16 protein-coding genes and 2 pseudogenes are annotated in these 17725 nt (G+C 38.6%); 15 read left to right on the forward strand and 3 right to left on the reverse strand.

Annotation, left to right across the window (positions count from 1 at the left end; all coding sequences use genetic code 11):
* Positions 1-17: 17 nt before the first annotated feature.
* Both GLW08_RS19140 and GLW08_RS19145 read right to left on the reverse strand, forming a co-directional pair.
* The gene (locus GLW08_RS19140) at positions 18-632 is read right to left on the reverse strand and encodes a class I SAM-dependent methyltransferase (RefSeq protein ID WP_160850233.1); all 615 of its coding nucleotides are present in this window, start codon (positions 630-632) and stop codon (positions 18-20) included.
* Positions 633-1038: 406 nt separating this feature from the next.
* Positions 1039-1286 (reverse strand): annotated as a pseudogene (locus tag GLW08_RS19145) (putative PEP-binding protein); the annotation flags it as partial.
* 67 nt (positions 1287-1353) lie between these two features.
* Here GLW08_RS19145 and GLW08_RS19150 point away from each other — a divergent pair.
* From GLW08_RS19150 to GLW08_RS19165, 4 genes and pseudogenes are all read left to right on the forward strand, one after another.
* Complete coding sequence (locus tag GLW08_RS19150; RefSeq protein ID WP_160850234.1) at positions 1354-1623, forward strand: glutaredoxin family protein; 270 nt, start codon at positions 1354-1356, stop codon at positions 1621-1623.
* Positions 1624-2109: 486 nt separating this feature from the next.
* Positions 2110-2235: pseudogene (locus GLW08_RS22030) on the forward strand (5-methyltetrahydropteroyltriglutamate--homocysteine S-methyltransferase); the annotation flags it as partial.
* Positions 2236-2452: 217 nt separating this feature from the next.
* Entirely contained in the window at positions 2453-3304 is an 852-nt protein-coding gene (locus tag GLW08_RS19160) for a DegV family protein (RefSeq protein WP_160850235.1), read from the forward strand.
* An 813-nt stretch (positions 3305-4117) separates the two neighbouring features.
* Entirely contained in the window at positions 4118-5572 is a 1455-nt protein-coding gene (locus GLW08_RS19165) for a UDP-N-acetylmuramoyl-L-alanyl-D-glutamate--2,6-diaminopimelate ligase (RefSeq protein ID WP_160850236.1), read from the forward strand.
* 288 nt (positions 5573-5860) lie between these two features.
* Here the strand turns inward: GLW08_RS19165 and GLW08_RS19170 are convergent, their stop codons facing one another.
* Positions 5861-6169 carry a hypothetical protein gene (locus tag GLW08_RS19170; RefSeq protein ID WP_160850237.1) on the reverse strand — a complete coding sequence of 103 codons (309 nt, stop codon included), beginning with the start codon at positions 6167-6169 and terminating at the stop codon, positions 5861-5863.
* Positions 6170-6924: 755 nt separating this feature from the next.
* Between GLW08_RS19170 and GLW08_RS19175 the strand changes: the two genes are divergently transcribed.
* From GLW08_RS19175 to GLW08_RS19225, 11 genes are all read left to right on the forward strand, one after another.
* Positions 6925-8352, forward strand: coding sequence for a sensor histidine kinase (locus GLW08_RS19175; protein ID WP_160850238.1), 1428 nt, complete (start codon positions 6925-6927; stop codon positions 8350-8352).
* On the forward strand, positions 8353-8922 hold the full coding sequence (locus GLW08_RS19180) for an ANTAR domain-containing response regulator (protein WP_160850239.1): 570 nt from the start codon (positions 8353-8355) through the stop codon (positions 8920-8922).
* 120 nt (positions 8923-9042) lie between these two features.
* Positions 9043-10338 (forward strand): ethanolamine utilization protein EutH, encoded by a 1296-nt coding sequence (eutH, locus tag GLW08_RS19185; protein ID WP_160850240.1) that lies wholly within the window; start codon positions 9043-9045, stop codon positions 10336-10338.
* 16 nt (positions 10339-10354) lie between these two features.
* Positions 10355-10696, forward strand: a complete 342-nt coding sequence (gene eutS, locus GLW08_RS19190) for an ethanolamine utilization microcompartment protein EutS (protein ID WP_160850241.1) — start codon at positions 10355-10357, stop codon at positions 10694-10696.
* A gap of 16 nt (positions 10697-10712) precedes the next feature.
* Positions 10713-11225 (forward strand): EutP/PduV family microcompartment system protein, encoded by a 513-nt coding sequence (locus GLW08_RS19195; protein WP_160850242.1) that lies wholly within the window; start codon positions 10713-10715, stop codon positions 11223-11225.
* Between the two features lie 136 nt (positions 11226-11361).
* Positions 11362-12786: an ethanolamine ammonia-lyase reactivating factor EutA gene (locus GLW08_RS19200; RefSeq protein ID WP_160850243.1), complete on the forward strand. Its 1425-nt coding sequence runs from the start codon at positions 11362-11364 to the stop codon at positions 12784-12786.
* Positions 12787-12806: 20 nt separating this feature from the next.
* Positions 12807-14171, forward strand: a complete 1365-nt coding sequence (locus GLW08_RS19205; RefSeq protein ID WP_160850279.1) for an ethanolamine ammonia-lyase subunit EutB — start codon at positions 12807-12809, stop codon at positions 14169-14171.
* A gap of 15 nt (positions 14172-14186) precedes the next feature.
* The gene (gene eutC / locus GLW08_RS19210; protein ID WP_160850244.1) at positions 14187-15173 is read left to right on the forward strand and encodes an ethanolamine ammonia-lyase subunit EutC; all 987 of its coding nucleotides are present in this window, start codon (positions 14187-14189) and stop codon (positions 15171-15173) included.
* A gap of 4 nt (positions 15174-15177) precedes the next feature.
* Positions 15178-15831: an ethanolamine utilization microcompartment protein EutL gene (gene eutL / locus GLW08_RS19215; protein WP_160850245.1), complete on the forward strand. Its 654-nt coding sequence runs from the start codon at positions 15178-15180 to the stop codon at positions 15829-15831.
* Between the two features lie 27 nt (positions 15832-15858).
* Positions 15859-17379 carry an acetaldehyde dehydrogenase (acetylating) gene (locus GLW08_RS19220; protein ID WP_160850246.1) on the forward strand — a complete coding sequence of 507 codons (1521 nt, stop codon included), beginning with the start codon at positions 15859-15861 and terminating at the stop codon, positions 17377-17379.
* A gap of 22 nt (positions 17380-17401) precedes the next feature.
* The gene (locus GLW08_RS19225; protein WP_160850247.1) at positions 17402-17692 is read left to right on the forward strand and encodes a BMC domain-containing protein; all 291 of its coding nucleotides are present in this window, start codon (positions 17402-17404) and stop codon (positions 17690-17692) included.
* Positions 17693-17725: the final 33 nt, after the last annotated feature.

Genomic DNA, 17725 nt, shown 5'->3' on the forward strand with positions numbered 1-17725 from the left:
TTTTTATGGAATCATCTTTATTTTTTGTTAGGGGAGAGCGTGATTCTTCTCATAATAGAGGACATTAATTGTTCTTGATGAGTAACTTTTAAACCAGCCATTTCAATATTCTCCATTGTTCTCCTGTTAATGTTTGCACCTATAATATTTAAGCCAATCGGATTTAAAATATCCATGACATTCCCCACCCATTCCACATCACTTCTCATATGTTCAAGCATAATTATTTGTCCGGTAGGTTTTGTCACGCGTCTGATTTCTTTTAAACCTTGTATAGGATCAGGCACCGAACAAAAAACACAAGTAGATACTACTGTATCAAATGTATCATCATTAAAATCAAGATTTTGAGCATCCATTTCTAATAATTCAAAGTGACCTGGGCGTCGACTGGCTTTTTGTTTAGCTTTTTCAAGCATGTTGGGGCTAAAATCGATACCGGTTACTTTAGCATGAGCATTGTAATATTTAAGGTTAGTTCCAGTCCCTACTCCAACTTCTAGTATTTCCCCGTAAGCTTTTTGAAGAGAATCCTCCCTCCATTGATCACGTATCATGTGGTCCATAAGATCAAACACACTAGAAATTCGATTATATCGTTGTTTGATTCTTTCCGTTTGCTTCTTATTCATAAAGAGTCCCCTTATTTGATAAAGATTTCATTGATTTACATTTCTTCTTTAAGTCCTTTTCTGACAGTATCCTATTGGCTGGATCACTCGTCAGGAATTCTAGGATCTAACGAATTGTATATACCCCATAACGGTATTTGATAAACGTGGAATTCTCAAGGAAATTGTTAAACATAAGTGAGAGGGGTACAAAATATGGTAGAAGATGACTGATATCCCCCTATCAACTATTATATATCCCTGTGCCCCTAAGGTATTATCAGTCGAATATTAGAGTTGGTCTGGGGGGAGAAAAAGAGACTCACTTGAAAACGATATGAGTTGTCGGCAGAAAATGGGGAAAAATGTTTAATTATACGGGTATAGGGTTACCGTACCTTTAATATGGTGCCGGATCCCCGTCCTGTTAAAGCACTAACGAAGTGGGGCAGGAACCATAGCATTGCTCATGGGGTATAGTAGCCTGAGATGCTGACAAACGTGCAGAAGGAACACGGAAAGGGGAACAGTTACATAATCCATGCCTAAATCAGAGCAGAACTGGACCGATTCTTCTTTTTCTCCGCCATGCTCGCCACAAATCCCTGTTTTTAGGGTATGCTTTGTTTCAGGTCCTAGTTTCACACCACTTTCCACAAGTTTTCCTACACCTTCATATGGTTGTTTAAGTTGTTGAGTTAGCGGAAAAAGACACTAAGTAACAGAAGGAGTGTGAAAAGCAATGAAAAACAAATTGGATCTTGTGCTTTATACGCGCCCGACTTGCTCAGACTGTCAGGATGCCAAAGAGTATTTAGCATCTGAAAATATTGAATACCAGCATAAAAATGTCGGGGAAAATCCTGAATTTGAAGAGGAGATGAAGGAAATCTCCGGCAACCGGATCGTTCCGTTGTTTGCTTTTTATAAAAAAGGGATTTTCGGCAAAAGAAAACTGGTGAAAAAACTCATTGGATTTGATAAAAATAAAGAAGAAATTAAAAGTTTGTAAAATAAGCTAAAGTACCTCCTCTGAGCGACAGAGGGGGTATATAGACTATTTAGGTGATATTTTAAATGGAAGTTTTTTCTGGAAATTCGTTGCTGGTGAAAGGTAAGTATTCAGCCCCTCGGGTTAATCGCACCTTTATGGAAGCACATCACCGTAGTTTGAAGTTATAAAGGGATAGTCCCTAGATTTAGTTGAATGGATTTTGTTCATGAATACTGATATCTTATTAAACAACAAGCTAACACTGTAAAGTTGAAACATTGATAATATAGGCACTTTCAATACATGTATTTATGTATTTCAATTACACAGGTCATGGCGGCATGATGTGATTATACCCCATGGTCCTTGATATGAGGGGGGGTGCTTTACCCATAATGTCAAAAGGACATACTTGGCTTAAAACACTATAATTCTAAAGAGCCTCTCATAAGTACACGGAACTTTTGGGAGGCTTTTTCTTCCATATTTTTAGAGGGGGTATGCGCGCTGGAGCAGCTTTGTCTGAACCCCCAATGCGGTTTTGCATCTACGGAGGAAGGAAATGATATTACGGAAGAGCAGCAGTGGGAAAAGATTCGTCATGTGTTGAAGTTTGCGGATGATGTTTAGAAATAACATGTTGAAATGGTTTGCAGGAGGTGTGACCTTTTAGCTTGCTGTGTATGCCAGTCAATGGATTGGTGTCATGTTGAGCTTTATTCTGTTAGTTTTGGGGGAAGAGGGGCATAAAAGGTATCACAATGCTAATACAGTTTTCTTATGTATAGTTAAAGTATAATGCAGGAAGAGTGAATGCGGACCTAAATATAACCAAGGGGGAAATAGAATGCGAAGGATCATCTTATCGACCGAAAGCGGTGCCGACTTACCTGGTGATTTAGCTGAAAAGTACGATGTTCAAGTAGTTCCCATGCACATCATTATGGAAGGAAAAGATTATTTAGATGGTTATCTGCCGGTCCAGGATATTTATGACTATTACGAACGCACGAAGAAAATACCCTCTACTACCTCCACAAATGCTTATGAGTATCAAGAGTTTTTTGCAACTACAAGAGAGAATTTCCCAGATTGCATCATTATACATATTGGTTATACATCAAAAGCGTCTTCTTCTTTTCAAAATGCTGTCATTGCTGCGGAAGAATTTGAAGACATTTTTCTCATTGATGCTCTGAACGTAACTGGAGGATTAGCTGCGATTGTATTGTATGCTGCTGAGTTATTAGAAAAACAACCTGGCATTGAACCGGAACATTTAGTTGAAAAAATAGAAGCAATCGTTCCTAAATCAAGGCTGGCTTTCATCCCGGGCAGTCTGGAGTTTCTTAAAGCTGGAGGACGGGTAAGCAATATGGCTTCTATGATTGGAGCTCTGTTGAAAATAAAGCCATGCATAGAGCTGAGGGATGGAAAACTTATGTCTACAAAGAAGTACCGCGGGAAAATGAGTGGAGCTACTGAAAAACTCTTCAGTGATTACTTAAATGAATTCAACATTGATAGAGAGCAGCTTTATTTTATCTACTCAATCGGACTTGATGAAAGAATCAAGCGGCGGATGGATGAGATTGCCAAAGAAAGTGGATTCCAAAATATAATATGGATTCAAGCGGGCGGTATGATTTCGACTCATTCTGGAGCCGGGGGCTTCGGGGTAGCAGGATTAGAGCAATAGTACGGGTTAAACTAGAAGTGATGCAGAAAAATTGGAAGCAGCTTTTAATGAATTAAGAAAAAGCTTATGGATTCCACCGAAAGACTAGATAAAGAATGGAAGGAAGGCCCTGATAACCTATAGCAACTGGGAAATAATGAATATTTAATGGATGAATGCAAGCATCAAGTAGATCCTAGTAGAAAGGAAATAAACAAGGTTGAACCTGGGCAAATGAACAATGTTACTACATTTACGGTAGTTAAGAATATGTGAAGAACAATGCACGTAAAGTTTGACGATATTTATGTTTCTAGTTGGGACAAAAAGGATTTTGAAAAAATTAATCGCTTCTCAGGTTATATTGTAAATTTTATTGCTGGCTCCACAAAACGCCCCATGTACAAAAGCTCTCTTTTTTTAGGAAAGCTTTTGTTAAAATCCTTAATGAATCATTAAACATAAGTAGGAAAAACAAATGGATTTATAGTCTGATTCCTTCCTTTGTGTGTAGGTTTTTTAGTTATAGCTATAGCTTGCTTTGAATCGAGTAAGAGAGCACAAGATATCCCAGATGTGAGGATGAGTCAGACAGATGAGGTTAAGGGACCGCAGAAATAGTCATTCACTAAAAACTACACTATGGTATTAGAATGTAAGGAAACAGGTGACCTTATAACTTCTGAACGAATAGATGATTCAGGAAGGATAAAACGGCCCCTGACAGCAGGAAAAGCCTATAGAGTTATGGAATTAGAGCGGTTATTATCAAGAATTCATAAATTATTTAGTAGATTAGACCTAGGTAGATTATGGTTTTAAAGGAGTACAAAAATGGAACTTCATGAAGTAGGATACACCCTGAATATCCAGGCCGAAAATATTATGCAATATCCCAAAACGATTATTAAAGGAATATCCTATAATTCACAAGATGTCGAGGAAGGATATCTATTTGTAGCAATTAAAGGATACCAACAAGATGGCCATCACTATATTCAACATGCGATTGAAAATGGAGCTTGTGCGGTCATCGGGGAAGAAATGAGGGCGGATTTATCTGTCCCCTATTTTCAAGTGGAGAACAGTCGAAAAGCTTTAGGTTTGATTAGTGACCATTATTATAACTTTCCTACGGATGACAAGATACTAATCGGCATTACAGGTACAAACGGTAAAACTACAACAAGTTATCTTATAAGACATATTTTAGAAGATAATGGATTTTCCTGTGCCTTTTTCGGCAGCACGAAAAACATTATTAATGGAGAGGTTTGTCCAACGATCAATACCACCCCAAACTTACTAGAAATAAACAGGCTATTAGCCGGAAGTAAAGACGATGTGGTGGTTATGGAAGTATCTTCCCACGCTTTAACACAGCATAGAATTGAAGGGGTTTCCTTTGATTATGCCTTATTCACCAATCTTTCTCACGATCATTTAGATTATCATGGTTCTATGGAAGACTATTTCCAAGCCAAAAGAAAACTGTTTGAGATGTTGAAAAAGGAAGGAAAAGCTATCGTTAACACGGAGGATTATTGGGGCGAGATATTGGCAAGTCAGCTCGTTGGTCAAGGTATTCCCATGATATCGATTGGTGAGAATGGGAGAAGTGATATGAAACTGGAAAGCTATACATCTAATCCAAGGAGCTTACTTTTGAAAAATGGTAACGAAACTATTTCGATTAAACCTTTGCTATACGGATTCCATAACATGTACAACATAGCTATGGCTTATGGAACAGCAAAACAAATCGGAGTGGATACGAAAGGTGCTATCCAATCTATTGAGCGCTTTGAGGGAATTGAGGGTAGATTTACCATTATTGAATTAAATCAGGGGGCAACGGTTGTTGTCGATTATGCTCACACCCCCGACGCCCTATTCCATTGCGTGAAAACAGCAAGAGAGCAGTGTTCAGGCAATCTAATCCATATTTTTGGATTCAGAGGGGATAGAGACCCGGCCAAAAGAAGGGAGATGATATCGATTTCATCTGAAATAAGTGATCAATATATCCTTACCTTCGATGACCTTAACTCTGTTTCTCCGGTAGATATGAAGAATACTTTAATTGAACTTCAAGAAAAGTATGGGAACGAAAATGGAAAAGTGATCACAGATCGTACATTAGCTATCGAAGGTGCCATAAACATGGCCAAAACAGGTGATTGGATCTTGATCACTGGGAAAGGGAATGAGAAATACCAGCAACGATGTCATTATCCTGTTCAAAATGATGAAGAGGCTGCTTTGTATTTGGCGAAGGAAGAAAAGTGATACCCAAAAATGAGTTCGCGGCACCTCAACCGCGAACTTTCTTATTGGTTATTGAAAATGATTGACCTACTCTCTTTTACTTTTGTTTATTACCTTATATAGGAGAAGCGTTCCTATCACCTGATAGCAATGTCTAATCCAAAGAGATTAAGCTTTAATCATCTGTATATAGGCTAGCTAAACCATCGGCGGCATGATGTAAGGTTTTCCGTATATTACCCTAATACGTGTGAAAGCTATCAAACTAAAGAGACTACTTCTTATATAAGAAGTAGTCTCTTTTTTTAGTTATTTATTCATGTTCATATTCATATGTTTGAAATTGGCACTAGGTGCAGCCCCGTTTGTACCATGCATCGATTGGTACATTTGCTTCATTTCTTTGGTATTCCATTCAGGATGCATATCACTCATGAATTTCTTTGCCTGACCAAAATTGATTTCACCATTTGATTCAAGCATCTCTTGATGCATGTCACTCATGTCCATCACTTGTTCATTAGGCATTTCCATCTGGTCACTTTGCGCCTGTGCAACGGTAACACCGCCAGCAGCCACTATTCCAAGAGACAACGCTCCAATAATAATCTTTTTCATTTTAATCAACTCCTTTATGTGATACCTACATCATGAAGGAGAAATATCAAGAATCTATCGAGAAAATATGAAGGATTATGGACAGTTTATGTTATAACTCCAAGTAGCTAAACTTCATCTTGAAATATAGTAAAACCAAGGACAATTTTATAGTTTCTAACCTCGGACGTATCGGCAAGGGAGAGGTTGTTCAGTACTTCATATCAGAAGGTAATATGTCAATATGTCTGACTGGATTTTGACTGGATATTATTCATGAACTTAGATGTTTTATTTAACATCAATCTAAGTCCTGTAAGATTCAAGCACTGATAATATAACGTTTTTGTGCGTTTTTTTAGTATTTCACCAATTCAAGGAATGGCGGCATGATGTAAGCTAGCCCTGAACCCCTTGGTATACACAAGGCTTTTAAGCGAAATTGTTAGCAAAAAGCTAACCGTTGATAACTATAATTAGATGCTTCTCAAAAGTTATATAAACTTTTGAGAAGCATCTTTTTTTTCGAATGAATTTATTTATGTCATATAATTCATATACTAGTTGTAAGAGTCTTTTTATGTTGCTTTAAAAGTAAGCGTAAACTAAGCTGATTGATTAAGGCTATCTCTATCATCCTTCAGCAACATCTTTGCCTGTGAAAGCAAGGAATTATTTCCCATAACAATCATAATAGTCAGAATATTGACATATTTATTGCGCTTCGCTATACTCTCAACTAGATGAATGAGTATTCAAGAATAGGGAGAAATCAAATGACAACAAACTATCAAACAATAGAATCCCTATGTACCAATAATACGAATCTCTCAATAAATGATATCTATCAAATTTATGATGTATCACGTTCATTGCAAATAATGGCTGACCTTGCAAAGGCAAATGTTTTTATTGATTGTTTAGTATCTGACGAAAAGCATGCAATTGTGGTGGCGGAAGCATCCCCCAATACAGCACCTCCAGTTTATGAGAATAGTGTTGTCGGGACCATTGCTTATCAAACATTCGAGCCTGGCGTGATGTATTGTCTTACGACTGGGAATACGATGACCTCAAACCGAGCGTTTACACAAGAGAGAAAGAAAGTTGAACAAAGTGTTGTTCCTATTTTTTCTGAGGACAACCAAGTTATAGGAGTGGTCATAAAGGAGAAAAGCATTGGAGATCAAGTTGAACACCAAGCAGAAATGAAAGCGGTATCAAAAACAGCTGAATCCCTTGGAGGCTTGTTAATTGATGAGAAAGAGAACGAGCCTTTTGTTCCTGAACTTATGGAAGAAGCTGTTTTTTATATTTCTATGGATGGTAGATTGGTGTATTCAAATCCTACTGCGATTAATCTTTCGGATGAATTGCTTGGTAATCCATGCAACAATGGTGAGAACTTATTAGAGTATTTACCATTTCTTAAAGACGTAGTAAATAATTCTCAGCACATGCTAGTGCAAGAACAAGAAGTGTATAATAAAACGTTAAAGATTAAAAAGATTCGAGTGCCTTATCATGATATACACAATGGTGTTTTTATCATCATTAGAGACTTAACGGAGCTTCGAAAGAAAGAAAAGGAATTAATTCAAAAGTCGGTAGCGATACAAGAGATTCATCACCGAGTAAAGAATAATTTGCAAACAGTTGCAAGCCTCTTGCGTCTTCAAATGAGACGAGGTGTGCCAGAAGATAGTAAAGTATATTTTCTAGAAAGCTTAAATCGAATTTTAAGTATAGCTTCTGTTTATGAAGTAATCTTATCAAATAGCAATATTGATGAAGTAGATATTTTCGAACTGACTGAAAAGATAGCGAAGCTTTTAGTCAATGATGCAACGTATGAGGGGCAACGAATTACGTTTGATATAGAGGGAGAGAGTCTTTCGGTTGAATCTAACCGTGCTGTATCAGTAGCTCTTATCGTGAACGAGCTGATTCAAAATTGCGTGAATCATGCTTTTACAAATGGAATTGGAGGGCATATCCATGTCCTATTCCAACAATACGAAGAACAAATAGAGATTGGAGTCCAAGATAATGGTATTGGATACAGTAATTCGGATTCACCTTCATTAGGTTTGAATATCGTAAAGAGAATGGTTGAATTCGACTTATCCGGTGTGTTCCATATAGAGGGCAATGAGTCCGGAACGAAAGCTAACTTCCGTTTTCCTGAAGAAAGGAGGGTGTAGATGAAGAAAAAGATCTTACTGGCAGAAGATGAATCTATTGTAAGAATGGATACATCGATGATGCTTCAGGATGCAGGGTTTGATGTTGTAGGCGAGGCAGAGGATGGAGAGAAAGCCATTAGCCTAGCCCATCAATTAGAGGTAGATTTAATTATAATGGATATCAAAATGCCGAATTTAGGAGGGTTAAAAGCTAGTAAGATCATAGGCGATAAATATAATGTACCTATATTGCTTCTTACAGCATATAGTCAGAAAGAATACATTGAAAAAGCAAAAGAAGCTAACATTGTTGGTTATATAGTGAAACCCGTCTCGGAAGAACAGTTTATACCATCTGTAGAAATGGCTATTCATCAAGGAGAAGTTTCAGAGAAATACCGAGATGAAGTAAATAAGGCTGATCAGCGACTGGAAGAAAGAAAGATAATTGAGCAGGCAAAAGGAATTTTAATCGATCAATTCGGTTACACAGAAGACTCGTCGTTTAAAAAAATAAGGAAAATCAGCATGAATAAGCAGATGAACCTAGAGAAAGTTGCTAGAAGGATTATTAAAAAGTACTCTTAGAATTTTGGAGACTACAAGTGAAGAAAAGCTAGCAAAGGTGCTAGAGAGACAGTGGGGACACTACTGTCTTTCTAGCACCTTTTTAATTATATAAACTTATAAGAAAAGAGGAGAGGTATTGTGGTAATTATAGGGGATATAGTCATTTACATCATTATGGCTTGTGCGGTTGCTGGAGCGATTGCTTCAATTAAAAATAGTGAAACAGGTATTGGTGGACAGTTTATGGAAGGGATTCATTCCATAGGTCACATATTCGTACCAGCTGCTGGTATTATGGCTTCGATTCCATACTTATCCTGGTTTATTGATAAGGTATTTGGGCCGTTGTTTGAACGTATAGGTGCTGATCCAGCGATTGCTGCTACAGCAATTTTGGCTTCTGATATGGGAGGATATCAATTAGCTGAAGCATTACATGAGACATACGAAGGTTGGATAATGGCATTGATAGTAGGCTTTATGGCAGGAGCTACCATTGTATTCTCTATTCCAATGGGGCTGGCCATGCTAGATGAACGTGACCATAAATATATGGCACTTGGGATTATGTCTGGTTTACTAACCATTCCCATTGGAGTATTTATCGCAAGTTCTATCATCGCTATCACCAATTCTAAAGTGCGTGATGTGATTTCAACTACATCAGAATCTACTTATGAATTCACCTTAAGCTATGCAAAAATACTGGCCAATTTAACACCACTTCTCATTTTTGTGGTCATATTGGCGGCGGGTCTCTATTTCTTCTCGGATCAAATGATAAAAGGATTTATGTGGTTTGGGCGCATTATGGATGCTGGTATTAAGCTAGTGCTCGTTTTTTCCATTGTAGAGATTTTTACCGGTCTCTTTTCTAATGTTTTAGGAGGATGGGGATTTGACCCTATAATGGCTGATTCTGAAGATCAATTCCGAGCACTTGAAACCGCAGGGTATATCGGAATTATGTTAGCGGGAGCATTTCCGATGGTTTACTTGCTACAAAAATATGCCGGAGCTGCATTAGAATCCTTTGGTCGTAAATTTGGATTAAGTAAACAAGGTAGTGCTGGAATCATCGCGACAATCGCAAATATTTTGGCTATGTTTAAATTAGTCCGTAGTATGCCACCTAAGGACAAAGTTATTAATATCGCTTTTGGGGTTTGTTCTGCCTTTTTATTAGGGGATCACTTATCCTTTACTGCCAATTTCCAGCCAACGCTTATACTACCAATTATCTTAGGAAAGTTATCTGCTGGTCTCATTGCGATTGCCTTTGCATATAAGCTATCTATTCCGAAGGCCCGAGAATTAGAAAAAATAGATCGTGAAAACGGAATAATTGGCAAGGATGAATACATTGAGAGTGAAGAGTTCGAAGATCAAGTAGTTGCTGCTGAATATGAATATGAACAAACACATGTCAAGTAGTAAGGAGAGGTAGCTAATGAGCGAAGAGAAAAAGCGATTTATACAAGAATTTGTCCCTGGTAAGCAACTAACGTTAAGTCATTTGATTGCAAACCCAGATGCAGAGATGTTTGAGAAGTTGGGGTTAGAAGAATCGGGAGCTATCGGGATTCTCACACTAACTCCAAGCGAAACAGTCATTATTGCGGGTGATTATGCTACCAAGGCAGCGAATGTAAAGTTAGGCTTTTTGGATCGGTTTACAGGCAGTTTAGTTATAGTTGGGAGTGTTGCCGAAGTGGAAACAGCCATGTATGAAGTAAATCAATTCCTTCTTGAAAAATTAGCCTATACTCCTGCTGAGATTACTAAGTCTTAAAGAAGTAGGTGGTAAGATGAAGCAAAATAGGGGAATGTTCATAGGTTCTATGGAAGCGGGGAAATCTACGTTAGCTCAGGCATTACTAGGATATGAACCGAAAGCACTGAAAACACAGTCCCTCACATATAAAGATTGGATTGTAGATACACCAGGCGAATACACGGAAAATCCGATGTTCTATAAGAACATTATGGCTACTTCACTAGAGGTAACACACGTGCTTTTTGTACAAGATGCTACGAAAAAGAAAGTTTTCTTTCCACCTAATTTTAGTACAGGTTTAAATAAACTACCCATAGGTGTTGTTACAAAAGCGGATCATGTGGAAGCAGATATTTCAAAGGCAGTTAATCGCTTAAGAACAACCATTCCTAAAGGTCCTATTGTGATTACTTCAGCAGTAAAAGGAATGGGACTTAAGGCTATAAAGGATTTAGTAGCCTGTAATAGTATGAAAGAGATGGAAGACTACGTTGAAAGCCAAGAGGGTGATGACACAATCTTTATGAAATCCTTTACAAACTAATGAAAATATTCTAACATTTTGAATAAGATAACTAATTAACAAGTAAATTATTATAGGCAAAGGCGCCTAATGCATACCAAACGACAGAGGTTTGGGCTGTATTAGGCGCCTTTTTATTTGTGAAAGGGCGAGTGAGATGGCGAGAGGAACCGAAACCATACTAAGTGCAGGGATTGATATAGGAACCAGCACGACAAAAATAGTAATTAGTAAACTCTCCTTACGTAATACTGCAGGGTTAACTCACATGCCTCGTATTGAAATTACAGAGAAGGAAATGATTCATAAAAGCCCTGTCATCAGGACGCCATTTCGCACAGAGAAAGAAATTGATATGAAAAAGGTAGAAGAGTTTGTGCGAACTCAATACCAAAAGGCTGACATAAACGCAGAGGAAATTAAGACAGGAGCGGTGATCATTACCGGAGAATCTTCCACGAAATCAAATGCCCAAGAACTTATTGGGCAGATTTCAGAATATGCAGGTGATTTCTTAGTTGCGACAGCTGGTCCAGATTTAGAAAGCATTATTGCAGCTAAAGGGTCAGGTGCAGTAGAACTCTCCCAATCAACAAGTAAGACAGTAGCAAATATTGATATCGGAGGAGGAACTGCTAATGTAGCAGTCTACCAGTATGGAAAGCTCCTTGGTACGTGCACCTTGCATGTAGGGGGAAAACTAATTGAATGGAATAAAGGGAAAATTGAGTACATTTCACCGTTCATTAAAGAAGCAAACAAGCAAAGTGGTATAAACCTTCAAGAAGGTGATCACGTTTCGGATGAAATACTTAAGGAAGTTACCAACTTAATGGCGCAGACAATAGTGGATATGTGCGAACTGAAGATAGAGGAAAATCATCCTTTGTTGTTAGGTGAGCTACCTAATTGGGAGAAATCTATTGATATTGTGACATTTTCAGGCGGGGTGTCCGAATGTATGTATTACCCTGACTCATGTAACCAGGAGCAATTGTACAACGATGTTGGAGGACTATTGGCTAAATCCATTATTAATCATGATGGGTTATCAGCTTTTGAAGTGAAGCGACCAAAGGAAACCGTAAGAGCTACCGTCTTAGGTGCCGGAACCCAAACAACAGAGATAAGTGGTTCTACGATTTTGGTTGATAATGGAGTGTTACCACTACATAACATTCCTGTTTACAATATCAGTTTTGAAGATGGTTTTCCTGAGACACTTTCACGTCTTCCAGAAGACATGAAGCGGGGGATTGATTTATATGATCCTCATCAGGAAGGAGTGAATTTTGCTCTTTATCTATATGATTTGCCAGTATTAGGTTTTAAAGATATTCAACGATTAGCTAAAAGCCTTGTAGAAGCGAACCAACAAAAGGTTACTACACAACCTTTATTGGTGGTGTTCGAACGAGATTTAGCGAAATCCCTTGGTCAAACGATACAGGTTCAATATCCTGATGTACAGCTTGTGTGCATCGACCAAATTAAAGTAGAGCATGGAGATTATTTAGATATAGGAAATATCCTAACATCAGGCGTCGCTCCAGTTGTCCTGAAAACATTAACATTTCAATAAAAGAAGGGAGGGGAACAATGTTGAAGTTATCGACAAGTCATCTAGGGGAAACCTTTTCTTTTGATTCTTTAAAGACTCTTTTTGCAAAAGCAAATGAAGAGAAGTCAGGTGATTACTTAGCAGGAATTGGGGCAGAAAGTGCACAAGAGCGTATGGCAGCTAAAACCGTCTTAAGTCAAATCACTTTACAAGATATAAGGGAAAACCCGCTTCTATCTGAATCTGAAGATGAAGTTTCAAAGATTATTGAAAATGATATAAACGAACCTATCTATCAATCTATTCAACATTGGACCGTTGCTGAACTTCGGGAGTATGTCTTATCAAACGAAGTTATCGGAGAAGATCTAAAGCGTGTAAGTCGTGGCCTTACGAGTGAAATGATTGCAGCTGTGGCAAAGTTAATGTCCAACTTAGACTTAATATTTGCTGCAAATAAATTAGAAGTTGTAACAAAATGCAACATCTCAATTGGTCAAAAAGGAACTCTAGCCTCAAGACTCCAACCTAACCACCCAACTGACGACATTGAGGGGATGCTCGCTTCCTTAAGAGAAGGTTTATCATTTGGGGCTGGTGATGCAGTAATTGGTATTAACCCAGTGGAAGAATCAGTGGAGAGTGTAAAGAGAATGCTTCATGCTAGTCATGAGTTTATTGAAGAATGGAACATTCCAACACAAAATTGTGTGCTAGCTCATGTCACAGCACAAATGAAAGCGATTCAACAAGGTGCGCCTGCTGATATGATCTTCCAGAGTATTGCCGGAACAGAGACTGCGAATAGCTCTTTTGGAATTGATGCTAACATCCTTCATGAAGCAAATGAATTAGCAAAAGTAAAAGGGATGGGAACTGGCCCTCAACGACTGTACTTTGAAACTGGCCAAGGGTCAGAGTTATCTGCTGAAGCTCATCATGACATTGATCAAATGACGCTTGAAGCGAGAAACTATGGATTCGCGAGACATTATGATCCCTTCATCGTTAATACAGTGGTTGGATTCATTGGTCCAGAGTACTTGTATAACAATAAACAAGTATTACGAGCAGGACTTGAGGATCACTTTATGGGGAAGATGCACTTACTACCAATGGGGGTAGATATCTGTTATACCAATCATACCAAAGCCAATCAAAATGATATGGAGGACTTAGGTGTCTTACTCACAACAGCTGATGTGAATTTTATCATTGCCACTCCAATGGGGGATGATTGTATGTTGAATTATCAATCAATGAGTTATCACGATATTGCTACGCTTCGTCAAACATTTAGAAAGCGGCCGTCCCCTCAATTTGAAAAATGGCTTGAGAATATGGGGATTATGGAAAACGGTATGCTTACTACTAAAGCTGGGGATCCAACAATTTTTCAGATATAAAGGAGGTGAATATATTTGGACAAGCAATTGGTTGAACAAGTTACCCGGATGGTTGTAGAGAAATTAAACTCACCCCAACCCAAACAAGATCTAAATTATTCCAGTGTGAAACTTTGGGATCATACATCTTCCAAAGGAAAAGTGACAGAAATCAGTTCGAATGAAGGAGAAGAAAGTTCTCCAACCGGAATGGCTTCCTTTTCATCTTATAAAGCATCTTCAACGTCTAATAAGAACGCTAAGGTCAACGAGGAAAATGAATTTATCCGTAATAAGTATAGCGCACACACGGAAAAGGAAGAAGAACTGAATAATTTAAAAAGCAAAACACCTGCAAGAATTGGGGTTGGACGAGCTGGGGTCCGGCCTCGTACAACAACATGGCTTGATTTTCGTTATGATCATGCAGCTGCAGTGGATGCTGTATTTGGTCAGGTAGATCAAAGTTTAATCGATAACTTAGGATTATTTACCGTAAATACAAAAGTAACGGATCAAGAAACATATATAAGGCGGCCAGATTATGGGCGTAAACTATCCGATGAAGCCATTAAGCTCATCAAAGAAAAGTGTAAGTTTCAACCTACTGTTCAAATTATTGCATCAGATGGTTTAAGTTCCAGTGCCATCAATGAAAACTTAGAAGATGTTTACCTTGCTCTCCAGCAATCGCTAAAAAGTTTAGGGATTGATGTGGGTACTCCTTTTTATATTGAAAAAGGACGTGTTGCAGTTATGGATGATGTAGGGGAATATCTTCAACCTGAAGTGGCAGTATTACTTGTTGGGGAGCGGCCAGGGTTAGTAAGTGCTGACTCACTAAGTGCTTACCTTTGTTATAAACCACGTCATGGAACTATTGAATCTCAACGCCAAGTTGTATCCAATATTCATAATGGTGGCATCCCACCAGTAGAAGCTGGAGCTTATTTAGGTGGGGTAATAGAGAAAATCCTCGAATATCAAGCGAGTGGCGTTGAGCTCGTTAAGAAAGAAGGATAAAGGTATGAATACAAGCAAAGTGTACGCTGATTTATTATCTATCCGTATCATTTCCAGTGTGGAACAATCCCTTGCTGACTCCTTGAACCTCAATGATAATCAGAAAAGCTTAGCACTTTTTACAGTAAATATTGATGATGTTGGGGTAACCGCATTAGATGAAGCTACGAAACGAGCTGAGGTGGATGCAGTCATGGCAAATTCATTTTATGCAGGAGCTGACCATGCTTCGGGTCCCTTATCGGGTGAGTTTATAGGAATACTAGCAGGGCCAAACCCAGACGAAGTGAAAAGCGGAATAGACGTTGTACAACAAGTGGTTTCCTCTGAAGCTTTTTTTGAAGCAGTGGATGAACGGGAAGAGCATTGCTTTTATGCACATGTTATTTCAAGTTCAGGAACCTTTTTATCAAAAGAAGCTGGAGTGAAAGAGGGAGAGTCCCTTGCTTATTTAATTGCTCCCCCATTAGAAGCAACATATGGAATCGATAGTGCATTGAAAGCTTCAGATGTTCAATTGGCTAGCTTTTATGAACCACCTTCAGAGACCAACTTTGGTGGAGGGTTGCTATCTGGATCGCAGGCCGCATGCGAAGCAGCAGCTGATGCATTTCGTGAAGCGGTGGTCGATATAGCCAATCATCCTATGAAATATTAATACTTTAATAGAAAGGAGAGAAGCGAAATGGAATTAGATCATGACTTGCAATCTCTTCAAGAAATGCGAAATGCAGTCGACCAAGCTAACAATGCTCAAAAGAAGCTAGAGTCCTACACTCAAGAACAAGTAGATAGAATTATTCAAGAAGTAGCAGATGCCGCTTTTGAGCAATCCACTTATTTGGCCAAAATGGCAGTGGATGAAACAGGCATGGGGGTGATGGAACATAAAAAATTAAAAAACGAAGTAGGCTCGAGAGATGTCTATGAATCTATTAAAGATGAGAAGACGGTAGGCATGATTGGTGAAGATACCAAGAACAAAGTCACAGAATTTGCTTACCCATTTGGAGTGGTAGCAGGGATTATTCCCACAACCAATCCTACTTCAACAGCAGTTTACAAAACACTAATTTCACTTAAATCAAGAAATGCGATTGTGGTAAGTCCACATCCCTCTGCTGTGAAGTGTACGATAGAAGCACTCAAAATTTGCCACGATGCAGCTGTGAAAGCCGGAGCTCCTGAGGGGATTGTGGGGTGGATTTCAAAACCTTCAATGCCAGCAACAAATGAATTAATGTCTCATAAAGATGTTGACGTCATTCTAGCCACAGGGGGAGGGGGGCTTGTTCGAGCAGCCTATAGTTCAGGAAAGCCAGCTTATGGTGTTGGACCTGGTAACGTGCCTGTGTACCTTGAAAAATCATGCGATGTGCAAAAATCCGTTCAAATGATTGTGGATAGTAAGTCATTTGATAATGGAACAATTTGTGCTACTGAGCAAGCCCTCGTTATTGATCAAAACATAAAAGAAATGAGCGTCAGAGAGTTCAAGAAGAACGGCTCGTATCTTTTGAATGAGGATGAAAAGAAAAAGGTTGAAAAAGTGATTTCTCCAACCAAAGGGAAATTGAATCCAAAAATTGTAGGAAAATCAGCAGTGAAAATTGCTGAAATGGCAGGATTGGAAGTGCCTGAGAACACACGCCTATTAATTGCGGAAGAAACGAAAGTTGGAAAAGAGATTCCTTTCTCAATTGAGAAACTCTCGCCTATTTTTCCACTGTACACTGTGAAAAATGAGGAAGAAGCAGAAAAACGATGTATTGAATTACTCAATCTAGGAGGAAGAGGGCATAGCTTCTCTCTTCACACAAACGATGATGACCTAGCTAAGAGGTTTGCAGAAAAGATGCCCGTTTCTAGAATGCTAGTAAATACGTTATCTAGTATTGGTGCTGTTGGAGCCACCACTGGCTTAAAAGCTTCCATGACCTTGGGGTGTGGCTCTTATGGGAGTAATATTACATCTGACAATATTACTGCCCGCCATTTAATGAATGTGAAAAGAATGGCATATGGCATCAAGGATGTTGATATTCCAAGACCATCAAAAAATATAACTTCCCAAGATGGTAAGGAATCTACTGAAAGCAATCAGGTTGAAAAAGTAGTTTCTGAAGTGATGAAAGAAGTAGATGAAGAGCAAGTAGATGCAAGCACTTTATCTGAGATTGTTGAAAAAGTATTACAAAATCAATAAAAACATTTAGGAGGAATATAGTATGGCACTTAATGGAGCGTTAGGAATGATTGAAACAAAAGGGTTAGTAGCATCTGTAGAAGGCGCTGACGCTATGGTGAAAGCGGCAAATGTAAACCTAGTAGGAAAGATTCACGCAGGTGGCGGAATTGTAACGATTCTAGTAAGTGGAGATGTGGGAGCAGTAAAAGCAGCTACTGAATCTGGTAGTGCGGCAGCTCAACGAGTAGGAGAACTTCTTTCTGTACATGTAATCCCTCGTCCACACAACGAGTTAGAGAGTATTATGCCTAAACTTGAAGGTAATCAATAAGCCTCGCTTCTGTAATCATTAATTATGAAAGTG

The organism is Pontibacillus yanchengensis (assembly GCF_009856295.1).
GTDB lineage: Bacteria > Bacillota > Bacilli > Bacillales > BH030062 > Pontibacillus > Pontibacillus yanchengensis_A.